Origin of the sequence: Mesorhizobium sp. WSM3862, assembly GCF_002294985.1 — a bacterium.
GTDB lineage: Bacteria > Pseudomonadota > Alphaproteobacteria > Rhizobiales > Rhizobiaceae > Mesorhizobium.
Genome location: NZ_NSGE01000002.1, coordinates 600,781 through 621,465, shown reverse-complemented (window position 1 = coordinate 621,465; position 20,685 = coordinate 600,781). Strand labels below are relative to the sequence as shown.

The 20,685-nt window shown below is 64.1% G+C and carries 21 protein-coding genes and 1 pseudogene; 10 read left to right on the top strand and 12 right to left on the bottom strand.

Going from position 1 to position 20,685, the window contains the following annotated elements:
• Position 1 precedes the first annotated feature (1 nt).
• A complete protein-coding gene (locus CK224_RS07225) occupies positions 2-2,089 on the top strand; it encodes a hypothetical protein (RefSeq protein WP_095781267.1) in 2,088 nt (695 codons plus the stop codon).
• Between the two features lie 154 nt (positions 2,090-2,243).
• Here CK224_RS07225 and clpS read toward each other — a convergent pair whose 3' ends face one another.
• Both clpS and CK224_RS07215 read right to left on the bottom strand, forming a co-directional pair.
• The gene (clpS, locus tag CK224_RS07220; RefSeq protein WP_040989718.1) at positions 2,244-2,549 is read right to left on the bottom strand and encodes an ATP-dependent Clp protease adapter ClpS; all 306 of its coding nucleotides are present in this window, start codon (positions 2,547-2,549) and stop codon (positions 2,244-2,246) included.
• 105 nt (positions 2,550-2,654) lie between these two features.
• Positions 2,655-2,975, bottom strand: coding sequence for a hypothetical protein (locus CK224_RS07215; RefSeq protein ID WP_245425763.1), 321 nt, complete (start codon positions 2,973-2,975; stop codon positions 2,655-2,657).
• On the opposite strand from CK224_RS07215, the gene CK224_RS31200 reads away from it, so the two are divergent.
• Positions 2,974-3,144: a hypothetical protein gene (locus CK224_RS31200; protein WP_170950257.1), complete on the top strand. Its 171-nt coding sequence runs from the start codon at positions 2,974-2,976 to the stop codon at positions 3,142-3,144. The genes CK224_RS07215 and CK224_RS31200 overlap by 2 nt on opposite strands.
• On the opposite strand, the gene CK224_RS07210 is transcribed toward CK224_RS31200, so the two are convergent.
• Together CK224_RS07210 and CK224_RS07205 are read right to left on the bottom strand one after the other, a co-directional pair.
• Complete coding sequence (locus CK224_RS07210) at positions 3,141-3,389, bottom strand: hypothetical protein (protein ID WP_066994288.1); 249 nt, start codon at positions 3,387-3,389, stop codon at positions 3,141-3,143. The two genes, CK224_RS31200 and CK224_RS07210, sit on opposite strands and share 4 nt — an antisense overlap.
• A gap of 40 nt (positions 3,390-3,429) precedes the next feature.
• Positions 3,430-3,732: a hypothetical protein gene (locus CK224_RS07205; protein WP_066994286.1), complete on the bottom strand. Its 303-nt coding sequence runs from the start codon at positions 3,730-3,732 to the stop codon at positions 3,430-3,432.
• 238 nt (positions 3,733-3,970) lie between these two features.
• Between CK224_RS07205 and CK224_RS07200 the strand changes: the two genes are divergently transcribed.
• From CK224_RS07200 to CK224_RS07190, 3 genes and pseudogenes are all read left to right on the top strand, one after another.
• Positions 3,971-4,687, top strand: coding sequence for a response regulator transcription factor (locus CK224_RS07200; RefSeq protein ID WP_066994281.1), 717 nt, complete (start codon positions 3,971-3,973; stop codon positions 4,685-4,687).
• On the top strand, positions 4,684-6,093 hold the full coding sequence (locus CK224_RS07195) for an ATP-binding protein (RefSeq protein WP_095781266.1): 1,410 nt from the start codon (positions 4,684-4,686) through the stop codon (positions 6,091-6,093). Before CK224_RS07200 ends, CK224_RS07195 begins: the two co-directional genes overlap by 4 nt.
• A gap of 206 nt (positions 6,094-6,299) precedes the next feature.
• A pseudogene (locus tag CK224_RS07190) lies at positions 6,300-6,669 on the top strand (YciI family protein).
• Between the two features lie 21 nt (positions 6,670-6,690).
• On the opposite strand, the gene CK224_RS07185 reads toward CK224_RS07190, so the two are convergent.
• Positions 6,691-6,927 carry a hypothetical protein gene (locus tag CK224_RS07185; protein ID WP_040996927.1) on the bottom strand — a complete coding sequence of 79 codons (237 nt, stop codon included), beginning with the start codon at positions 6,925-6,927 and terminating at the stop codon, positions 6,691-6,693.
• Between the two features lie 160 nt (positions 6,928-7,087).
• On the opposite strand from CK224_RS07185, the gene CK224_RS07180 reads away from it, so the two are divergent.
• Entirely contained in the window at positions 7,088-9,100 is a 2,013-nt protein-coding gene (locus CK224_RS07180) for a BTAD domain-containing putative transcriptional regulator (protein ID WP_095781265.1), read from the top strand.
• Between the two features lie 20 nt (positions 9,101-9,120).
• On the opposite strand, the gene CK224_RS07175 is transcribed toward CK224_RS07180, so the two are convergent.
• Both CK224_RS07175 and CK224_RS07170 read right to left on the bottom strand, forming a co-directional pair.
• A complete protein-coding gene (locus tag CK224_RS07175) occupies positions 9,121-10,602 on the bottom strand; it encodes an aspartate aminotransferase family protein (protein ID WP_095781264.1) in 1,482 nt (493 codons plus the stop codon).
• A gap of 89 nt (positions 10,603-10,691) precedes the next feature.
• Positions 10,692-11,777 carry a pyridoxal-phosphate dependent enzyme gene (locus CK224_RS07170; RefSeq protein ID WP_095781263.1) on the bottom strand — a complete coding sequence of 362 codons (1,086 nt, stop codon included), beginning with the start codon at positions 11,775-11,777 and terminating at the stop codon, positions 10,692-10,694.
• Positions 11,778-11,948: 171 nt separating this feature from the next.
• Between CK224_RS07170 and CK224_RS07165 the strand changes: the two genes are divergently transcribed.
• The gene (locus tag CK224_RS07165; protein ID WP_095781262.1) at positions 11,949-14,015 is read left to right on the top strand and encodes a BTAD domain-containing putative transcriptional regulator; all 2,067 of its coding nucleotides are present in this window, start codon (positions 11,949-11,951) and stop codon (positions 14,013-14,015) included.
• Positions 14,016-14,161: 146 nt separating this feature from the next.
• Here CK224_RS07165 and CK224_RS07160 read toward each other — a convergent pair whose 3' ends face one another.
• The 5 genes from CK224_RS07160 to CK224_RS32315 form a co-directional block, all read right to left on the bottom strand.
• Positions 14,162-15,199: an MBL fold metallo-hydrolase gene (locus CK224_RS07160; RefSeq protein ID WP_066994883.1), complete on the bottom strand. Its 1,038-nt coding sequence runs from the start codon at positions 15,197-15,199 to the stop codon at positions 14,162-14,164.
• 107 nt (positions 15,200-15,306) lie between these two features.
• Positions 15,307-16,488, bottom strand: a complete 1,182-nt coding sequence (choV, locus tag CK224_RS07155; protein ID WP_095777280.1) for a choline ABC transporter ATP-binding protein — start codon at positions 16,486-16,488, stop codon at positions 15,307-15,309.
• Positions 16,485-17,339, bottom strand: a complete 855-nt coding sequence (gene choW / locus CK224_RS07150) for a choline ABC transporter permease subunit (RefSeq protein WP_066994259.1) — start codon at positions 17,337-17,339, stop codon at positions 16,485-16,487. Before choW ends, choV begins: the two co-directional genes overlap by 4 nt.
• A gap of 121 nt (positions 17,340-17,460) precedes the next feature.
• Complete coding sequence (locus tag CK224_RS07145; protein ID WP_066994256.1) at positions 17,461-18,396, bottom strand: choline ABC transporter substrate-binding protein; 936 nt, start codon at positions 18,394-18,396, stop codon at positions 17,461-17,463.
• Between the two features lie 23 nt (positions 18,397-18,419).
• Positions 18,420-18,542, bottom strand: coding sequence for a hypothetical protein (locus CK224_RS32315; protein WP_259979959.1), 123 nt, complete (start codon positions 18,540-18,542; stop codon positions 18,420-18,422).
• An 87-nt stretch (positions 18,543-18,629) separates the two neighbouring features.
• Between CK224_RS32315 and CK224_RS07140 the strand changes: the two genes are divergently transcribed.
• The 3 genes from CK224_RS07140 to CK224_RS07135 all read left to right on the top strand — a co-directional run bounded on the left by CK224_RS07140 (position 18,630) and on the right by CK224_RS07135 (position 20,664).
• Positions 18,630-19,241 (top strand): thymidine kinase, encoded by a 612-nt coding sequence (locus tag CK224_RS07140; protein ID WP_066994253.1) that lies wholly within the window; start codon positions 18,630-18,632, stop codon positions 19,239-19,241.
• A 64-nt stretch (positions 19,242-19,305) separates the two neighbouring features.
• Positions 19,306-19,515 carry a hypothetical protein gene (locus CK224_RS30665; protein WP_141245784.1) on the top strand — a complete coding sequence of 70 codons (210 nt, stop codon included), beginning with the start codon at positions 19,306-19,308 and terminating at the stop codon, positions 19,513-19,515.
• A gap of 60 nt (positions 19,516-19,575) precedes the next feature.
• Positions 19,576-20,664, top strand: a complete 1,089-nt coding sequence (locus tag CK224_RS07135; protein ID WP_095781261.1) for a hypothetical protein — start codon at positions 19,576-19,578, stop codon at positions 20,662-20,664.
• Positions 20,665-20,685: the final 21 nt, after the last annotated feature.

Genomic DNA, 20,685 nt, shown 5'->3' with positions numbered 1-20,685 from the left:
CATGAACTGGTCGATCTCCTTCGAGCCGCTCGTTTCCTGGCCGCTGTTCTGGGTCGTCATCGTGCCGCTCGCGCTGCTCGCGCTGGCCGGCCTGTGGTTCCGTCAGCGCGGCTCTGTCCTGCGCTTCATCGCCCTGCTGGCGCTGGGCGCGGCACTGCTCAATCCCGTTTTCCTCGACGAGGAACGCGAGGCATTGAAGAGCGTCGTCGCGGTCATCGTCGATCGCAGCCAGAGCCAGGACATCGGCGACCGCACCAAGCAGACCGACGAAGCGCTGACGGGCCTTCAGCAGCGCCTCGGCCGTTTCAAGCAATTCGACGTCCGCGTCGTCGAGGCCGGCAAATCCGAGGCCGCCGATGAGCGCACGGAAACCAGGCTGTTCGGCGCGCTGGAAAGCGCTTTCCGCGATGTGCCGCCCTCGCGCATCGGCGGCGCCATCATGATCACCGATGGCGAGGTGCATGACGCGCCGGCCGGCGCTCCGGAATTCAACGCGCCGCTCCATGCGCTGATCACCGGCAACGAGCACGAGAAGGACCGCCGCATCCGCTTCGAGAACGCGCCGCGCTTTGGCCTCGTCGGCAAGCCGCTCGACATGAGCTATCGGGTGCTTTCCATGGAAGGCCAGGGCGGCCCGGTCGACGTGCGGGTCTCGGTCAATGGCGAGCAGGTCTCTGTCGAGCATGCGACCATCGGTCAGCCGATGAAGCTTGAAGTCACCATTCCCAACGCGGGCCGCAACATCGTCCAGCTTTCGATCGACCACGAGCCGGGCGAGTTGACCGACACCAACAACCGCGCCATCGCGCTGGTCGACGGCATTCGCGATCATCTGCGCGTGCTTCTGGTCTCCGGCGAGCCGCATGCCGGCGAGCGCACCTGGCGCAACCTGTTGAAATCCGACGCTTCGGTCGACCTCGTCCACTTCACCATTCTGCGACCGCCGGAAAAGCAGGACGGCACCCCGATCAACGAGCTGTCGCTGATCGCCTTCCCGACGCGCGAGCTGTTCGTCGAGAAAATCAAGGATTTCGATCTGATCATCTTCGACCGCTATCAGCACCGCGACGTGCTGCCGATCCTGTATTACGACTACATCTCCGAATATGTCGAAAAGGGCGGCGCGCTGCTGATTGCCGCCGGGCCCGAATATGCCGGCGAAAGCTCCATCGCCCGAACGCCGCTGATGTCGGCCCTGCCCGCGATGCCGAGCGGCGAGGTCGTCGATAAGGCCTTCTATCCGCGTCTCACCGATCTCGGCCAGCGCCACCCGGTCACGCGCGGGCTCGACGGCTCCGCCGCCGATCCGCCGCGCTGGAGCCGCTGGTTCCGCACCATCGGCGTCAAGAACCCCGAGGGCGCGGTGGTGATGAAAGGGGCCGACGACCGCCCCCTGCTTGTGCTCGACCGCAAGGGCGAAGGCCGGGTCGGCATGCTGCTTTCCGATCAGGGCTGGCTGTGGGCGCGCGGCTTCGAAGGCGGCGGGCCGCATGTCCAGCTCTATCGGCGCATCGCCCATTGGCTGATGAAGGAACCCGAACTTGAAGAAGAACGGCTAACCGCCGACGGTCGCGGCATGGTGCTGGAAATCCGCCGCCAGACGATGAGCGACGATCCCGGCCCCGCTCAGGTGATCACGCCTTCCGGCAAGACGATGACCGTCAAGCTGGAAAAAGCCGAACCAGGGATTTTCACGGGCAGCCTGCAGACCAGCGAGATCGGCCTCTATCAGGTCGGCAACGGCGACCTCTCCGCGCTTGCCCATGTCGGCCCGATCAATGCGCCTGAATTCGCCGATGTCGTTTCCACCGAGGACAGGCTGAAGGCGCCGGCCGAGGCGACCGGCGGCAGCGTGCGCCGGCTCGCGCCATCCTCCATGCTTGGCGATCTTGCCGGCGGTGTGGCATTGCCTTCGATCGTACCGGTCCGCTCCTCGGGGGCGGCATCGGGGAACGATTGGATCGGGCTGCGCACCACCGACGACAGCACGCTGAAGGCCGTCTCGCGCGTGCCGCTGTTCGGCGGCTTCCTCGGCCTCGGCTTGCTGCTCCTGGCCATCGGCTCCATGTGGTATCGAGAAGGAAGGTAGAGCCTTTTCCGTCTCCCCCTTCCGGGGAAAGGTGCCCGAAGCGCCGATGAGGGGCGTCGTCCACCAATCGAATATGGCGGCTTGGTCCCACCCTCACCCTGCTCGGCCGGCGGCCTCGCTTTCCCTCTCAGTACACGGGCGAGGCAGAGCTGCCCTACTCTTCCGGCTCGGTCGTGAACAGCAGCGGATAGCCCTTGGCCTTACCGGCGTCGGTTGCTCGCGCGGCCTTGGTCTCGGCAACGTCGCGCGTGAAGACGGCGACCACGCAGACGCCGCGTGTATGCGCGGTGATCATCACGCGATGCGCCTGATCCTCGCTGAGCTTGAACTCGCCTTTAAGCACCGTCACCACGAACTCCCGCGGCGTGAAGTCGTCATTGACCAGGATGACCTTGTAGAGCTTCGGCCGCTCGGTCTTCGGCTGCGTCTTGGTACGCGGTTTGAGGACGGTCTCAGGCATTGGAATTCACCAGTTGGAAACTGGGTCTGGCTTGCACTTCCTCAGGCAGGGAAGCATTTGTCCATTTGTCCGCTGGAGGGCGGAGAATCGAGGGACGATGAAGGCTTATGTGGGATAGCGTTGTTTGCGCTTCAACGCCCCTGCCGACCGATCGTGCGACGCACCGTCGTCCATGTTGGAACCGCGCTCCATGAACGCGCCAATCATCCAGGCGACGAAGCCGATCAGCGTCGCGCCCGTCAGCACTATCAGGACCCAGCTCTGTGCCGGCGTGATGTAGTCGAAGCTCGATGAGATGGCCGGCGCGAAAAGTTCCGGCTCGGTCCTGCCGCTGGCGGGATCCGGCACTGGGCTGGCTGTCAAGATGATCAGCGCTCTTGCTGCCGCGGTGGCAACCAAGCCGCCGAGAGCCAGCGAGCGCATCATGGACGAAAGCCGCTTCTTCATGCGGATTGTCCTACGGCACCGGCATTGCGATCGGGTTAAGGAAGTGGCGCGGCGCAAGCTGCCGGTGTCAGGATTCGGCCGCTGGAAGCCGCCCCGGCCGGTTTCGGCCGGAGCGGTCTTGAAAGATCAGGATCGAAGCCTGGATTAGGACTTCTTCGCGTCCTTCTTCGGGGCCTTCTTGACCGGGCACTTGTGGGTCTTGGTCACCTTGCAGGCCTTCTTGGCGGCGACCTTCTTCGGAGCGGTCTTCGCCGTAGCGTCAGCGGCCGGAGCCGTGGTCGTGGTCGAGGCGGCCGGAGCGGCGGTCGTCGTGGCGGCGGCGTTGCTGACAGCCGGCATCGAGAAAGCGAGAGCAACAGCGAGGCCGAGGGCGGAGAGGAGGGACTTTGTCATGGCTTCATTTCCTTTTTCATGCGGGTCGAGGAGTTGAGCGTCACTGAACCGGGTCGATCGGTGTCACTCCAAGGAGCTTCAAAGCGTTTGCGAGCATCCGGATGCCCTGCGCCTGTTTCTTGGCAGCGCAGAACCGGTTTCCCTTTCTTTGAAGCGCCTTCGCCGCGGTGACCTGCGTTGCCGCGGCATGGGTTTCGAGGGCTTCGTCAACTTGACGGTTGAGATTGGTGCAGCGCTCGGTCCGGGTCAGCGGCGTTACCTTTGCGTTGGAGGCCCCGACTGCGGCTGTGATGAGGGACATGCTGAGCAAAGCACCCATCACGCTGATCCAGAACCTCTGCATCGGTCTTGCCCGTTACTCCGGAAACTTGCGTCGCAGCCGATGACCTGACCGCCACGGCAGCAGTTATGCCCTTGAAATTTTTCACGAGTTTTTCCCGACTGTAGAATTTTGTTTCTGAATTGTTTCTGGGGAAGCCATTCCGTCCCACGTCGCCGCCACTGGCCAAGATATGGCCCGAATTCTATCGTGTTGGTGCTCACCGAAGGGCGGCTTGGCTACAGCAAATCGCGGGGTTCTCGTGAAATCCGACTCGCACATATTGATCGTCGATGACGACAAGGGCATACGCGACCTGCTTCAGGAATTTTTCCAGAAGCGGGGGCTGCGCACGACGGTGGCCGCCGACGGCACCGAGATGGAGTCGATTCTCCGCCGGGCGCAGGTCGACCTGATCGTGCTCGATGTGATGCTTCCCGGTAAAAGCGGGCTGGAACTGTGCCGCGAGATCCGCGCCAATCACACCACACCGATCATCATGCTGACCGCGGTGACCGAGACGACGGATCGCGTCGTCGGCCTCGAGATGGGGGCTGATGACTATGTGCCGAAACCCTTCGATCCGCGCGAATTGCTCGCCCGCATCCGAGCGGTGCTGAGGCGCAACGGCACGGCCGAGCCGCGCCGGCCCACAGCCAAGCAGATCTACCGCTTTGCCGGCTGGACCATGGATTGCTCGCGCCGCCGGCTGACGGCGCCCGACGACGTGCGGGTGGAACTGACGATGGCGGAGTTCAACCTGCTGCAGACCTTCGTCAAGAGCGCGCAACGCGTTCTCACCCGCGAGCAGCTCATCGAGTTGTCCGGCGGCGACACCGGTTACAGCTTCGATCGCAGCGTCGACATCCTGGTCAGCCGCCTGCGCCGCAAGATGGAGGACGATCCCAAGACGCCGAAGCTGATCTTGACGGTGCGCAGCGGCGGCTATCAGTTTCTGCCCGAAACGACCTCCGAATGAGACGCTTGCTGCCGCAAACCCTGCCTGTCTGGGTTCTGCTCATCGTCATTGCCGGCCTGATGATCAGCCAGGTCGCGACGCTTTATATCGTGGCGCGCGACCGCGCCGCTGCCAACGATGTGGTTGATCTCTACCGGCTGAACGACCGCGCCTATTCGCTGGTGCAGCTGATGCATGACGCCACGCCTGAAGAACGCAAGACGACCGCGTCCGGCCTGTTCAATGCCACCTACGCATTGACCGTTTCGGACACCCCCGCCGTCACTTCCTCGATCGCCGGCGATGACCAGCTAGCCGAGCTGGAGGACATCCTGGTCGGCCGCCTGTCCAAGTTCGGCATCACCGACGCGCGTGTGCGGCGCGATCCGGCAACGCAGGAAGCCGATGTCCCGGACGGTCAGGTGATGAACAAGGATGTCGGCCAGGTCGAGCGCGATCTGCTGGTGCTGGCCGCGGATTTCGCCCAGAGCGACAAGCTGACGGCATCGCTGCGCTTTTCCGACGGCCAGTGGCTGAACTTCACCGAGCCGATCACGCCGGCTGGGCCGATCCTGAGTTGGGATAGCCTGCCGCTCTATTCGCTGATAGCGGGACTGATCATCGTGATGTCGATCTGGTCGCTGCGCCGGCTGACCGCACCCTATCGCATGATGGAGACCGCGGTGAACCGCATCGGCAAGGACCTCAAAAGCCCGCCCATCGCCGAGACCGGCAGCCGCGAGATCCGCGCCGCGGCAAAGGCGGTCAACGCCATGCAGATGCGCCTGCGCGACTATGTCGAGGACCGCGAGCACCTGGCGGCGGCACTGGCGCATGATCTGCGCACGCCGCTGACCAGGATGCGATTGCGTCTCGAGCTGCTGCGCAAATCGCCGGCCCGTGAAGCGCTGGCGCATGACCTTGCCGACATCGAGAGCATCGCAAGCTCGGTGATCGACTTCGCCAAATTCGAGGTCACCGAGGAAAAGGCCGAGCGGATCGACTTCTGGTCGCTGGTGGAGGCGGTCGCCGACATGTTCGAGGACGCTTCGTTCGACGAGGACGCCACGCCTTCGCGCGGCCTGGTCTGCATCGCGCGGCCGGTGGCGCTGCGCCGCTGCATCACCAATCTAGTCCAGAACGCCGTCACCTATGGCAAGAAGGCGCATATCGGCGTGCAGCGCTCTGGCGACACAATCACGCTCAGCATCCGCGATGAAGGGCCGGGCATTCCGCAGGCAAAGCTGGATCAGGTGTTCGGTTCCTTCGTGCGCCTCGAACAGTCGCGCAACCGCGAGACCGGCGGGCTTGGCCTCGGCTTGACCATCGCCCGCAACATCGCCCGCGGCGCCGGCGGCGAGATCAGCCTTTCCAACCATCCCGGCGGCGGCCTGCTGACGGAGCTGCGCCTGCCGCTGGCAGCTTGAGTCAGCAAGCGCTTTCCCGGCTGCTCCAGAGGACTGGATCAGCCGCGCCATCCTTGTGATAGTGCAGCCCGCCCTAAAGCGCCGTGCGTCCTCCAGGACGCGGGATGCCGTAGCACTTCAATTTGGTGCATGACCCTTACCGAACCGAAGGTCAGCGACGCAAAAATCGATTCTGATTTTCGGATCCCCGCACGAGGAACCGAACCATGTTCTACGCAATCCTTGCCTATCACGTCGAAGAGACCGTCCAGTCCTGGACGCCCGACGAGGATGCAGCCGTCATGAAAGACCTGCTCGAGATCAACGACAGGCTGACCCGCGCCGGCAAGCTGGGCCCGGCGGCAAGGCTGGGCGAGACGGCGAAAGCCGTCACGCTGCGCGGTCCGGGCGACGGCATGGTGATCGACGGCCCCTTTGCCGAGACCAAGGAGCAGTTGCTGGGCCTCTATGTGCTGGATTGCGCCAACCAGGACGAGGCGATAGCGGTGGGCGCGCGATCTCAGGCGCGTCAATCCCACCGCCGTCTACGAGATCCGGCCGATTGCGCTTTATCTGCCGGGCGCGCCGCTGGCCTGAATTCCGGGAGAAGCGACGGATTCACCGCAGCGGGCGGCGCCCGGCGGTGCGGCTGCGCGCCGCAGCATCCGCGGGGGCTTCATCGGCCGGATAGCCGAAATCCTTCAGCTCCGAAATGGACAGACCGGCCAAAGCCCTGCGCTGCATGGCGTCCTGATACCGGCGCTGGAACCCGGCGAAGATTAACGCGATCTTGGCGGCGAGCGTGCCGGCAACTCGGGTGCTCGGCTGGCAGGTTCTGATATTGATGTAGGTCATTGTCATTCTCCCTCGTTCGAACTCACGAGGGCAGTGTCTCATCGGCGCGCTTTGGCAACGTTCGTCCAGGCGTGAAACCGCAGGAAAAACCCCGCAAAATCGTCGTTAAGTCGGCGGCGGGACATGGTATTCTGCTTAACGCTGTTTCACGGGGCCCCGGATGCACATTCGATTGCTTGGCGGCATCGAGGTTGTCTCCGCAGGCGGGCAACCTCTGCACTTCGCGACGCGCAAGACGTCGCTGCTCTTTGCCGCGCTGGTTCTGGCCGGCCCGAAAGGGCTTCGCCGCGAGAAGGTGGGGGCGATGCTGTGGACCGACAGCGGCGAGCAGCAGGCGCGAAACAGCCTGCGCCAGGCCCTGGTCGACATCAGGCGGCTGTTTCCGTCCACCGGCAACGAGGCCATTCGCATCGAAGGCAATGCCGACACCATCTGGCTGGTGGCGAATGACAACGAGGCCGACATCTGGATTTTCGACCGGAACAGCCAGGCCGATGACGGCGCGAGCCTCGCTGCAGCTGCCGACCTGTACCGGGGCGACCTGCTCGACGGACTGCCATCCCCCGGCGAAATCGACGAATGGCTTGCGCCGCTTCGGGCGAACTACACCCGCAAGGCGTCGGACCTGGCCGAACGGCTGAGCCTCCTGCCGGAACTCGGTGAACGCGAGGAGCAGGCCTGCGAAAGACTGGCTGAGCGGCTAGTGACGTCCGACCCATGCGCCGAGCAGGCCCACCGCGCCCTGATCCGCGTCTTCCGCCGCCACGGCCGGACCAACGACGCCTTTCGTCAGTTCCTGGCCTGTAAGGAAGCGCTCAAGCGCGAGCTCGGCGTCGAGCCTGAGGAAGCGACGCGGGCGCTGATCGAACGCATCGAGGCGCCAATGGCGCTGAAGGGTTCGATAGCCGACTATGGCCAGCCCGAGGCCGAACTGTCCCGCCCGGAAGCGAAGGCGCCTCGTCCTGTCGTTTCGGTGCCGGAAAAGCCGTCGATCGCGGTCCTGCCGTTCCAGAACATGAGCGGCGATGCCGAGCAGGAATACTTCACTGACGGCGTTGTCGAGGAGATCACGACGGCGCTGTCGCATGTCAGCTGGCTGTTCGTGATCGCGCGGAATTCCGCCTTCGCCTACAAGGGCCAGGCGGTCGACGTCACCCGCGTGGCACGCGAGCTCGGGGTGCGCTATGTGCTGGAGGGCAGTGTCCGCAAGGCCGGCAGCCGGCTTCGGGTGGCAGGTCAGCTTATCGAGGCGTCGGCGGGAGTAAATCTCTGGGCCGACCGCTTCGAAGGCGATGTCTCGGAGGTGTTCGAACTGCAGGACCTCGTTGCCTCCAGTGTCATCGGCGCAATTTCACCAAGACTCGAACAGGCCGAGATGGCGCGCGCCAAGCGCAAGCCGACCGAGAGCCTCGACGCTTATGACCACTATCTGCGCGGCATGGCGAGCCTTTACCGCTGGACGAGAGAAGGGCTGGAGGAGGCGTTGCCACAGTTCTACAGGGCCATCCAGCTCGACCCCGATTTTGCCGCCGCGGAAGGCGCTGCCGCCTGGTGCTATTTCTGGCGCATGGCGAATGGCTGGATGACCGACCGGCAGAAGGAAACAGCCGAGGTATCCAGGCTGGTCGGCGACGTGGCTATCGCCGGCAAGGACGATGCGGTGGCGCTGGCTTTCAGCGGCCTGGCGCTGGGTTATGTCACCGGCGATTACGAGGCCGGATCGGCACTGGCCGACCGCGCGCTCGTGCTCAACCCGAACTGCGCAGCCGCCTGGAGCGCCAGCGGCTGCCTCAAGGCCTGCCATGGCGACCCGGACATCGCAATCGAGCACATGTCGCGGGCAAGGCGGCTGAGCCCGCTCGATCCGCTGACCTTCTTCATGCAGACCTTCACTGCCTTCGCTCACTTCGTGGCCGGCCGCTACGACGCCGCCTGGCCGCTCGCCGAGGCGGCGTCGCGCGCGCAGCCCTATTATCTCACCGGCCTGCGTGTGGCGGCCGCCAGCAACGCCATGGCCGGCAGGCTGGATGCCGCGAGCAGGCACATCGCGCGCTCGCTGGAGCTCGACCCGCAACTGAAGCTTTCCAACCTCAAGCATCGGGTAGGGCAGATCAGGCCAGAATATTTCGCCAAATATGTTGAGGCGCTACGGCTGGCCGGCCTCCCGGAATGACATGTCTTGGCGCTCTCTCGTCAGTCTGGTAGCGCCGCGGTCTTGATTTCCAATCCGATGCGAAGCGTCTCACGCAGCAGGAGGTCGAGGTCGTCGCGGCGGGTGCGGTGGTTGGTGATCGCGACCCGCAGGCAATGCTGCCCGTGCACCGTGGTGTCGGACACGGCTGCAATGCCTTCTTCCTGCAGCCTGAGCATGATTTCGGTGTTGAACGCCTTGAGCCGTTCCTCGGAGGCGCCGTCCAGGCGATGGCGGAAGCAGACGATGTTGATGGTGGTCGGCGCCGTCAGCTCGAGCGCCGGCTCGGCCCGGATCAGCTCGGTCAGATAACCGGCCTGGGCGATGTTCTGGTCGATCAGCCGCCCGAATTTCTCGACGCCTTGCTCCTTGAGCGCCATCCAGATCTTGAGCGCGCGAAAACCGCGCGATGTCTGCAGGCCGTAGTCGTGCAGCCATTGCCCGGAAGCGAGGCCGCGCGGCGTCGATTCCAGATATTCCGGCGTGACGGCGAAGGTGTTGCGGTGGGCGACGGCGTCGCGAACCAGCGCACAGCCCGCTTCGAAGGGCGCGTGCAGCCATTTGTGCGGGTCGAGCGCGATGGAATGGGCGCGTTCGATGCCGGCAACGAGCGATCTGTTTTCAGGCGCGATGGCGATCAGGGCGCCGATGCAGCCATCGACATGAAACCAGAGGTCTTCCTCTGCCGCCAACACGGCCAGCGCCCTCAAGTCGTCGATCGCGCCCGTGTTGACGGTTCCTGCGGTGCCGATGATGCAAGCCGGCTTGAAACCTGCCGCGCGGTCTCCCGCGATGGCGGTCTTGAGCGCATCGACATCGATGCGCAGATCGGCGTCGGTCGCGACCCGCCGCAGCGCCCGGTTGCCGAGGCCGAGCGCTTCCATGGCCTTGCGGTGGCAGGAATGGACCTGGTCCGAGGCGTAGAAGCGCAACGGTTTTGGGATCGCCCCGACACCCCTTTCGCGCACGTCGACGCCTGCTTTGGCATTGCGCGCGACGGTCAGACCGATGAGGTTGGCCATCGAGCCGCCGCTGACAAGCGTGCCGCTGGCCGAAGCCGGGAAGCCCACCATCTCCTTGCACCAGTCGACCACCTGGCTGTCCATCAGCCCGGCGGCGTGATTGCCGCCGCCGAGGTTCGAGCCCTGGATCGCCGCCAGGAAATCGCCCAGCGCGCCCGTGAAATTGCTTGAGCCCATATACCAGGACCAGAAGCGCGGATGGATGTTGCCCATCGGATAGGCCATGACGTTGCGGGCGACATCGCCATAGACGTCGGCTATCGGCGCCGGCGAGCGCGGCAGCGGCGCCGAAAAGAAGGCGCGAACCTCGGCCGGCATTTGGCGCCACACCGGACGATCCCGGACATCCTTGAGATAAGCGACGGCATCCTCGACGATCCGATGCGACAGGGCCTGCATCTCGGCCCAGTCTGGCGGGTCGAGCGTCTCATCCATCACCGCTGTTTCCTGCAAAGTGTCCATACGCTCCTCCCCCCAAAAGGCACGCCATAATTTCCTGGATCGTCGCGCGGCGCCGCCATCCGAGTGGACGGCAGCGCCGCGATTTGTCTTCAGGCGTCGAACCGGCAGCTTGGTGTCGAGCGCGACAGTGCCATCTCCTCGGCATCCATCTCAGCCTCGATGCCGTCGAAGAGCGGGGTCGACATGTAGCGCTCGCCGGTGTCGGGCAGCATGCACAAGATCACCGAGCCAGCCGGAGCGGTGCCCGCGATCTGGCGCGCGACGGCGAAGGTGGCGCCGCCTGAAATGCCGGTGAAGATGCCTTCCTGCTGCGCCAGGGCCTTGGCCCATTTAATGCCTTCCGGGCCGGCGATCGGCACCACATCGTCATAGTAGCGCTTGTCGATCGCCTCCTGCAGCACGTTGGGGATGAAGTCCGGCGTCCAGCCCTGGATCGGATGCGGCTCGAAGGCCGGATGGCTGGCGGACGGCGCACCGCCCTGGCCACGCTCCTGCGGCTTGCCGCTGCCGATAAGCTGCGCGTTCGCCGGTTCGGCAAGCACGATGCGGACATCCGGCCGCTCGCGGCGCAGCACCCGGCCGACGCCGGCGACGGTCCCGCCGGTGCCGTAGCCGGTGACCAGCACGTCGAGGCGCGACCCTGCGAAATCGTTGATGATCTCGCGCGCCGTGGTCGCCTCGTGGATGGCGGCATTGGCTTCCGTCTCGAACTGGCGCGCCAGGAACCAGCCGTTGGCGTCGGCGAGTTCCACCGCCTTCTTGTACATCCCGAAACCCTTCTGGGCGCGCGGCGTCAGCACCACCTTGGCGCCAAGCATGCGCATCAGCTTGCGGCGCTCGATCGAGAAGCTGTCGGCCATCGTCACCACCAGCGGGTAGCCCTTCTGCGCGCAGACCATGGCAAGGCCGATGCCGGTGTTGCCACTGGTCGCCTCGACGACGGTCTGGCCCGGCTTCAGCTTGCCGCTGCGCTCGCCTTCCTCGATGATGTTGAGCGCCAGCCGGTCCTTCACCGAGGCCGCCGGATTGAAGAACTCGGCCTTCACATAGATGGTCGCGTGGCCGGGGCCGAGATTGTTGATACGGATGACCGGCGTGTCGCCGACGGTGTCGAGAATGCTGTCGAACAGCCGGCCGCGACCGGCAGTGGTCCTGATTTTCAACTTCTGCAACATGGGCTTTGCTCCTCGCGATCTCACGCGCCGGTTACAGACCGGCGACTTGGGCGGCGCGGTTTCGACACCTTGCCGCGTTAGGTTGCTTGACCTGCCGCGAATGCGGCAACGGCGGCATTCCGGCATGGAATTGGGCTGCCGGATGCTTCCTGTCGTCTTTGGTGATAGAACATGGACCAACTGGTGAGCGTTGGAGAAAGCGTGGGAACATACGTGGAATCCAGCCGATCGAGCCCGAACGACACTGCCGCCGCCCTGTCCTTGCGACTGCTTGGGCAACTGACGATCGCGCGTGGCGGCGAGCCGGTTAAATTGCCCTCTTCGCGCAAGTTGCGCGCGCTGCTGGCCTATCTGGCGCTCGCGCCACATCCCGTCAGCCGCAGCCGGCTTTGCGAGCTTCTGTGGGATGTGCCGAACGATCCGCGCGGCGAGCTTCGCTGGTGCCTGAGCAAGCTTCGCGGCGCGCTGGACCAACCGGGCCTGCACCGGATCGAGACCGAGGGCGACACCGTGGCGCTTCGTCTTGCCGATACGAACGTCGATGCCGTCGAAGCCGCCGCAGCGGTCGCCGAAGGGATCGAGACGCTCAGCCTCGGGCGTCTTCGGACGCTTGCGCAGCTCTTCGCCGGCGATTTCCTTGACGGGCTGGAGCTCGATCGGAGCCCGCATTTCACCAGTTGGCTGACCGCGCAACGCCGCCGTTTCAGCTCGTGCCACGTCGCCGTTCTGGAGCACATCATCGGCCTGCTCCCCCAGGGAGCCGATGAAGCGGGCGCCTATCTGGACAGATGGCTGGAACTCGCGCCCTTCGATGGCCGCGCCCATGTGGCGCTGCTGGAAAACCTTGCGCGGCGGGGACAGATCGGCGCCGGTGAGGAGCATATTGCAACCGCGGCGGAACTCTTCCGCTCCGAGGAGCTGGATGTCGCTCCGTTGCGGGAAGCATGGCACGAGATCAAGGCACGCCATTCCAGCGCAACGCCATGCGCGCGATCCGGACTAGCTCTTCCGGCCCCGCAAGCACCGATCGTTGCCGTCGAATCCGAACCCGCATCGGTGCGCCGGGCCTCGTTGGCGGTGATGCCGTTCGCGGAAAGCGCCGTCAATTTCCGTGGCGGGCTTGCCGACGGCCTGACCCACGACATCATAACGCGGCTCGCCAAGCTTCGCGATTTCTTCGTCATTGCCCGCGGATCGGTCTTCGCGCTTGCCGAGAAGGACATCGCACCGGAGGACGCCGGTCGCCGGCTGAATGTCGATTATGTGGCGACGGGCTCGGTCCGCAGCCTTTCAGGCAGGGTCATCGTCTCGGTCGAGCTCGTCGAGGTCCGCACCGCGAGGATCGTGTGGGCCGAGACCTTCGAGCACAGGCCGGACGAGATCTTCACGGTGATAGACGACATCGGCAACAGCATCGTTTCTTCGATCGCCGCCGAGATCGCGACCGTCGAGCGAAACCGGGCAATGCTGAAGGCGCCGAATTCGCTGAATGCGTGGGAAGCCTATCATCGCGGGCTCTGGCACATGTACCGCTTCACCCGCCAGGAAAACGAACTGGCGCAGCAGTTCTTCAATGACGCCCTGAAGCTCGACCCGACCTTCGCCCGAGCCTATGCAGGCCTCTCCTTCACGCATTGGCAGAATGCCTTTCAGCGTTGGGGCGATCGCGACCGTGAGGCGTCGCTGGCTTTCGCAACTGCCGGTCACAGCCTCCTGGTCGATGACCGCAATCCGGCCGCGCACTGGGCGATGGGCCGCGCCTTGTGGCTGCGCGGCGAGCAGGACGGCTCGCTGCTCGAACTGGCAAAGGCCGTCGACCTCAGCCCGAACTTCGCGCTCGGCCACTATGCCCTGTCCTTTGTCCATTCGCAGTCGGGCGATCCGCAATCGGCGATCGGCTCCTCCGATCACTCGCGCCATCTCAGCCCCTTTGACCCACTGCTGTTCGGTATGATGGGCGCGCGGGCCATGGCCCATGCGCGGCTGGGCGAATACGATGAAGCCGCCGAATGGGCGCTGAAAGCTGCGGCCAGGCCCAACGCCCATGTCATCATCCTGGCGATCGCCGCGCATTGCTTGGCGCTGGCCGGCCGCCAGGACGAGGCACGAAACTTCGCCGCCGCGATCCGCACCACGTGGCCCGACTATCGGGCGGACGATTTCATCGCCACCTTCCGCTTCGACCGGGACGGCGAGGCCCTGTTCCGCAGAGGCGCGAAGCTGATCGGATTGAATTGATTTCTGGCACGTCCAAAGGCGTATTGCGATTGAGGTCAGGCCGAGCCGAGAATTGCGGGTTCCGAGAACCTGAGCGGAGCGTAGTTGAAGTACACGAGCACCAGGAAACGCGCGTTCGCAGGCCGGCGCCTGAATATCAACAGGTCTCAGTGCATCAGCGGACCGCTGGCCTTCCGCCACGCATCGATGCCGCCCTGGATGTGGCGGGCGCTCGATATCCCGCGATCCTGCGCCGCCTGCACGGCCATCGCCGAGCGCTCGCCGAAGGCGCAATAGAACAGGATCTGCTTGGCTGTCGATTTCGCCAGCTCGTGCAGCATGCCGCCGGCGGCGATATTCTCCTGCAGCCGCGCATAGGGCAGATGGATCGCGCCGGGGATGACGCCGTGACGATCCCGTTCGGATTGCTCGCGCAGGTCGATCAGCGCCACGTCGGGCCGACCGACCAGTGCCAGCGCCTGTTCGGCGGTCACTGCCCAGCCGCGGCTGGCGATGTCGTCCTGATGCAGCCCCACCCGCATGTTGGCCGGCACGGCCACGTCCATCATCTTCGGATTGGACAGCTTCAGGTTGTTCATGATGTTCACGTATTCGTCCGCCGACTTCACTTGCAGGCGCGGATTGAAGGCCTTTTCCTCGCCGATCGTCGACACGGTTTCGCCCTTGTAGTCGTGTGCCGGAAAGATCAGCGTCTCGTCGGGAAGCTTGAGCAGTCGGCCGAAGATCGAGTCATATTGCTGGCGCGGATCGCCGTTCTGGAAGTCGGTGCGGCCGGTGCCGCGAATGAGCAGCGTGTCGCCGGTGAAGACGCGGTCCGGCAGGACGAAGCTGTAGGAATCGTCGGTGTGGCCGGGCGTATAGACGACGTCCAGCGCCAGGCCCTCGATGGCAAGCTTGTCGCCGTCGGCAAGCCGCATCGACACGACGTCGGCCTTGGTCTGCTCACCCATCACGGTGACGCAATGCGTCCTGTCGCGCAACGCGCCGAGCCCGGTGATGTGGTCGGCATGAAGATGTGTGTCGACCGCTTTGACCAGTCTGAGGTCGAGCTCGTTGACCAGCTGCAGGTAGCGTTCGACCTTCTCCAGCACCGGATCGATGATCAGTGCCTCGCCGCCGCGGCGGCTGGCGAGGAGATAGGAATAAGTGCCCGAAACGGAATCGAAAAGCTGACGGAAGATCATTTTGTCGGCCCCATGCGCGAGCGGCCCACCCCGGCTGCCGACCAAGTCTAGATCAAGCATGAGGTGCCCGCCAGCGAACACTTCATGCTTGAGCTAAGGCCGAGCTCCTACCGCCTGAGCACCGCGCTCAGCACGTCGCGGATGCCGATCGCGCCGACGAAGCGCGAGCCTTCGTCGAACAGCGCCACCGGTGCCGTCTGCGAGCGGTGCATGGCGAGCATCACCGTCTTCAGCGACGTGCCGGGATTGGCCCAGAACACCTGCGCACCCTCCTCCGGCTGCCTCTCGACCTCGGCGCAGGATACCCACACCGCCGGCTTGCCGTCGCGTTCGGCCGCCGCCACCAGGCCATGCTCGTCGATCTTGAAGCGCGTTGTCTTGCGCCGGTCGAGCCAGACCCAGCCATTCTCGCCCTGCTCGAGATCGCGGCGGTCGCGCATCACGTTCCAGGCGGTAAGCACCGAGAGCGGATTCACATTGGCGATGAAGTCGCGGACATAGTCGTTGGCCGGCCTGAGCACGATGTCTTCCGGCGCGCCGGTCTGGACGATGCGCCCGCCTTCCATGATGGTGATGTGGCTGCCGATCTTCAGCGCCTCCTCGAGGTCGTGGCTGACGAAGATGATGGTCTTCTTCAGTGCCGCCTGGAGCTGCAGGAGCTCGTCCTGCAGCTTGGTGCGGATCAGCGGATCGAGGGCCGAGAACGGCTCGTCCATCAACAGGATCGGCGCCTCGGTGGCGAAGGCGCGGGCGAGGCCGACGCGCTGCTGCATGCCGCCCGAAAGTTCATGCGCGTATTTCTTCGACCACTGGTCGAGATGGACCAGCTGGAGCTGCTTCTGCACCCGTGCCTTGCGCTCGGCCTCCGGCACGCCGGCGAGCTCCAGACCGAAGCCGACATTCTCCTCGACCGTTCGCCACGGTAGCAGGCCGAACTGTTGGAACACCATCGCCACCTGCTTCTGCCGCAGGCGTCTCAGCGTCGGCTCATCGCAGGTGACCACGTCGACCGTGCGGTCGCCGTCATTGACCAGCACCTGGCCGCGCGACACCACGTTCAACCGGTTGACGGCTCTCAGCAGCGTCGACTTGCCGGAGCCGGAAAGCCCCATCAGCACCGAGATCTCGCCCTCATGCACGGTGAGGTTGGCGCCGGCGCAGCCCAGCACGTTGCCGGTCTTTTCGAGGATTTCGGCGCGGGTTGCGCCCTGGTCGATCAGCGCGAGGGATTGCGCCTGGTCGGCACCGAAGACGATATCGACATTCTTGAAATCGACGGCGACGGTCATTTCTTGCCTCCAACGCCGATGCGGGTCATGCGATCGAGCACGATGGCGAGCACGACGATGGCAAGGCCTGCTTCAAGCCCGAGGTCGATCTTGCGGGAGCCCAGCGCGCGGTTGATTTCGGTGCCCAGACCGCCGGCGCCGATCAGCGCCGCGAACACCACCATCGACAGCGACAGCATGATCGACTGGGTCAGCCCCGCCATGATCGTGGGCAGCGCCGAGGGCAATTCGACCTTCCACAGAAGCTGGTTCTTGGTGGCGCCGAAGGACTCGCCCGCCTCGATGATCGCCTTGGGCACCGAGACGATGCCAAGATGGGTGAGACGCACCGCCGTCGGGATGACGAAGATGATGGTGACGATGAGGCCGGGCGCGTTGCCCAGCCCGAACAGCGTCAGCACCGGGATCAGGTAGACGAAGGTCGGCAGCGTCTGCATCAGGTCAAGGACCGGCAGCATCACGCGGTAGACCTTCGGCTTGTGCGCCGCCCAGATGCCGAGCGGCACGCCGATCGCCATTGCCATGGCGGCGGCGGCCACCACCAGCACCAGTGTCTGCACCGTCTGCTTCCAGAGGTTCTGGTTGATGATGAAGATGAGGCCGATGAAGACCCCGATGGCGAGCGGCCGGGAGCGTTGCAGGAACCAGGCGATGACGGCGACGACCAGCGCCAGCAGCACCGGCGGCAGCATCAGCAGGAGGTCCACCGCCCCGTCGAGGATGAAGTTCAGGCCGTTCGAAAAGGCCCTGAAGACGGTGTCGAAATTCTCGGTGAGGAAGCCGAAGAAGGCCTTGCCCCATGGACCTATGGGGATCTTGTAGGCGACCAGAAATTTCGAGATCGGATCCATCTTTCCCCTCTTTGATCCTTGCCGCCCTTGCCGAGCGGTCACCTTCTCACAGCATATGAAAAAGGGCAGCCTTTTCCAGCGGCTGCCCCTTTCCGGAGATCATGCCGGACTCAAAGCCGGCTCAGCTCCCGAGCGCGGTCTTGATGGCCGCAGCCGCATCGCCGCCGTCGAAGGTGGTCACGCCGGCGATCCAGGGCGCGATCGCGTCCGGATGCTTCTTCAGCCAGTCGGTGGCGACCGTCTGGGCATCGCCGCCTTTCAGGATCGCGTCCATCATCTCGCCTTCCATGTCGAGATTGAATTTCAGGTTGGAGATGAACTTGCCGGCATTCGGGCACTCGGTGGTGTAGCCCTTGCGCGTGTTGGTATAGACGGTGGCGGCGCCGAAACCGCTGTCGCCCATCCCGTCGAGATAGGTGATCTTCATGGCGCCCATCACCGGATGCGGCGTCCAGCCGAGGAAGGCGATCCACTCATTGTTCTTCATCGACTGCTCGGCTTGCGTCAGCATGCCGGCTTCCGAGGACTCGACCAGCTCGAAGCCTTCGAGATTGTCCTTCGGGTTCTTGATCATGTCGAGGATGATGCGGTTGCCGTCATTGCCGGCCTCGATGCCGTAGATCTTGCCATTGAACTTGTCCTTGAACTTGCCGAGATCGGTCAGCGTCTTGACGCCCGCATCTGCGACATAGGTCGGCACCACGATGCCGTAGCCGGCGCCGGTCAGGTTGGTGCTTACCGTCTCGACCGAGCCGTCGGCGGTATAGTCCTTGATGTCATTGGTCATCGACGGCATCCAGTTGCCGAGAAAGACGTCGAGGTCCTTGTTCTTCAGCGACGCATAAGTTACCGGCACCGAAAGCTGGATCACCTGCGGCTCGTAGCCGAGCGCGGTGAGCAGCACCGAAGCCACCCCGGTGGTTGCCTGGATATCGGTCCAGCCGACATCGGACAGACGCACGGCCTTGCAGCTCGCCGGATCGCCGGCATAGGCCGCGGTCGTGGACAGAAGCGCCGCCAGCCCGAGGCCGGCGACGAAGGATTTCATACGCGACATGAACTTTCTCCCATTGCGGTTTTTTAAAGCGGCGCGAAGTCACGGTTCTTGCGCCCGCCTTGTTTCGCCAGCCAAACACCATTTTGATGCGGTTTCAAGCGGTTCCACACCGCGATCAACGGCGCGCGCTTGCCATTCAGCGACATGCCGCGCTTTCCGGCGGGCCCGCTTTTTTGGTGGAAGGAGCCCGCGGCCCCTTCCCCGCGCCGCGGCAATTGAGCTTAAACACCCATATGGCCAAGCTCTACTTCAACTACGCAACGATGAATGCCGGCAAGACGACGATGCTCCTGCAAGCATCCTACAACTATCGCGAACGCGGCATGACGACGATGCTGTTCGTCGCCGGCCATTATCGCAACGGCGACAAGGGACTGATCTCGTCGCGCATCGGTCTCGAAACCGAGGCCGAGATGTTCCGCGACGGCGACGATCTCTACGCCCGCGTCGCCGAGCATCATGAGCATACCACCGTGCATTGCATCTTCGTCGACGAGGCGCAGTTCCTCGAGGAGGAGCAGGTCTGGCAGCTGGCCCGCATCGCCGACCGGCTGAACATCCCGGTCATGTGCTACGGCCTGCGCACCGATTTCCAGGGCAAGTTGTTTTCCGGCTCGCGCGCGCTGCTCGCCATCGCCGACGATCTGCGCGAAGTGCGCACCATCTGCCGCTGCGGCCGCAAGGCGACGATGGTCGTTCGCCTCGGTCCCGACGGCAAGGTGGCAAAGCAAGGCGAGCAGGTGGCGATCGGCAAGGACGTCTATGTCTCGCTCTGCCGCCGGCACTGGGAAGAGGAAATGGGCAGGGCTGCGCCCGACGACTTCATCGGCTTTGCCCGCAACTGAGACGGGAGCCTCGCGACTTCCGACTAAGTTGGGCAATCGCTGCCATGCACCGGCTGATGGCCGCTTGATTGCCACGATCCGCCACAAGAGATTTGGCACACTTCCCAGCGCCGCAGCTTGTCCGCAAAAACAAGAGCTTAAGGCATACCAGCTAAAGCTGCCTGAAGGCGGCGCGCATTACTCCGGCATGAGCATGCTTGCCTTATCTTTCAAGGACCTGGCCAATTCTTTTGTTTTGCCACGTCTCCCTGTCTTCCTTCTTTCAATCGCTTGAGCCCCCACATATATTCGGCGACGTGCGACACGAAACCGGATGCCGAAGCGGGAGGCCCCTATGGCGACGTTGCAGAATTTCGATGCCGAAATTGCCAAGACCAAGCAGGTCGTTGAGGACATGCGCACCAAGATCGAGCAGTCCGGAACCGTGCTCGACACGCTGGCGCAGGCCGACAGGAAGATCGGCGATGCCAATTTCGACCTCGAGAACGCCCGCATCGAGGACGTCCTGAAACAGCAGAAGGTCATGGAAGGCAATATCGCCGACCTGATCATCGGGCTGGAGGACGCCACCAATGTCTTCGGCGCCGAATTCGAGAGCATGAAGAGCTACACCGGCTGGGAAAATCTCGTCGGCGTCTTCTCCGAGCAGCGCAAACAGCGCATGCGCACCGACCGCGTGCGCAACATGTCGCTCGCCGGCAATTTGCAGGAGCTGCTGGCGAAATCGGACACCATCGTCGGCATCCTGAAAGCCCAGAAGCAGATCCTAGACCAGCGTTACAAGACCTCCGAAGCAAGCCTGTCGCAGGTGATCGAGCGCCGCAAGGCGACCATGACCAATCTCGAGGCGGTGCAGAAACGCATCGAGGAACTCAACCCGATGCTGCTCGACGTCGAGAACAAGATCGCCGCCTCGACCAGCCAGAAGGAGCGCACCCAGCTCGAGGGCGAGCGTTCGAAGATGGCGACCGAATACAACGAGAAGCAGGCCAAGGAGCAGGAGCTGCTGGCCGAAAGCCAGACGCTGGAGCGCTACACCTCGATGTTTCAGACGTTTGTCGATTCCCTCAACAACCAGATCGCCGCGCAGTCGACGCTGATCAACAAGCTGACAATCGACACCGAGCAGCGCATCGTGCTCTACAAAGCTCTGGAAGACTCGCTGAAGACGGCCGCCCAGCAGGACGTCGCCCACAAGATCAACACGCTGGGCAGCCAGGTCGACAACACGGCCGAGGAGACGATGGCCGGCATCGGCGCCGCTTCGCAGAAGCACATCGGCGATCTCTTGGAGATGCACGAGAAGAATATGGTGGCCACCGCTGACATCCAGCGCCGCAAGAAACTCGCCGACGACGCCTTCGCCCGCCGCTTCGACGAGGTGATGAAGAAGCACAATTCGGCGAACTACGTGCAGCAGTAGGCGGTGTGACGGCATTCTTCG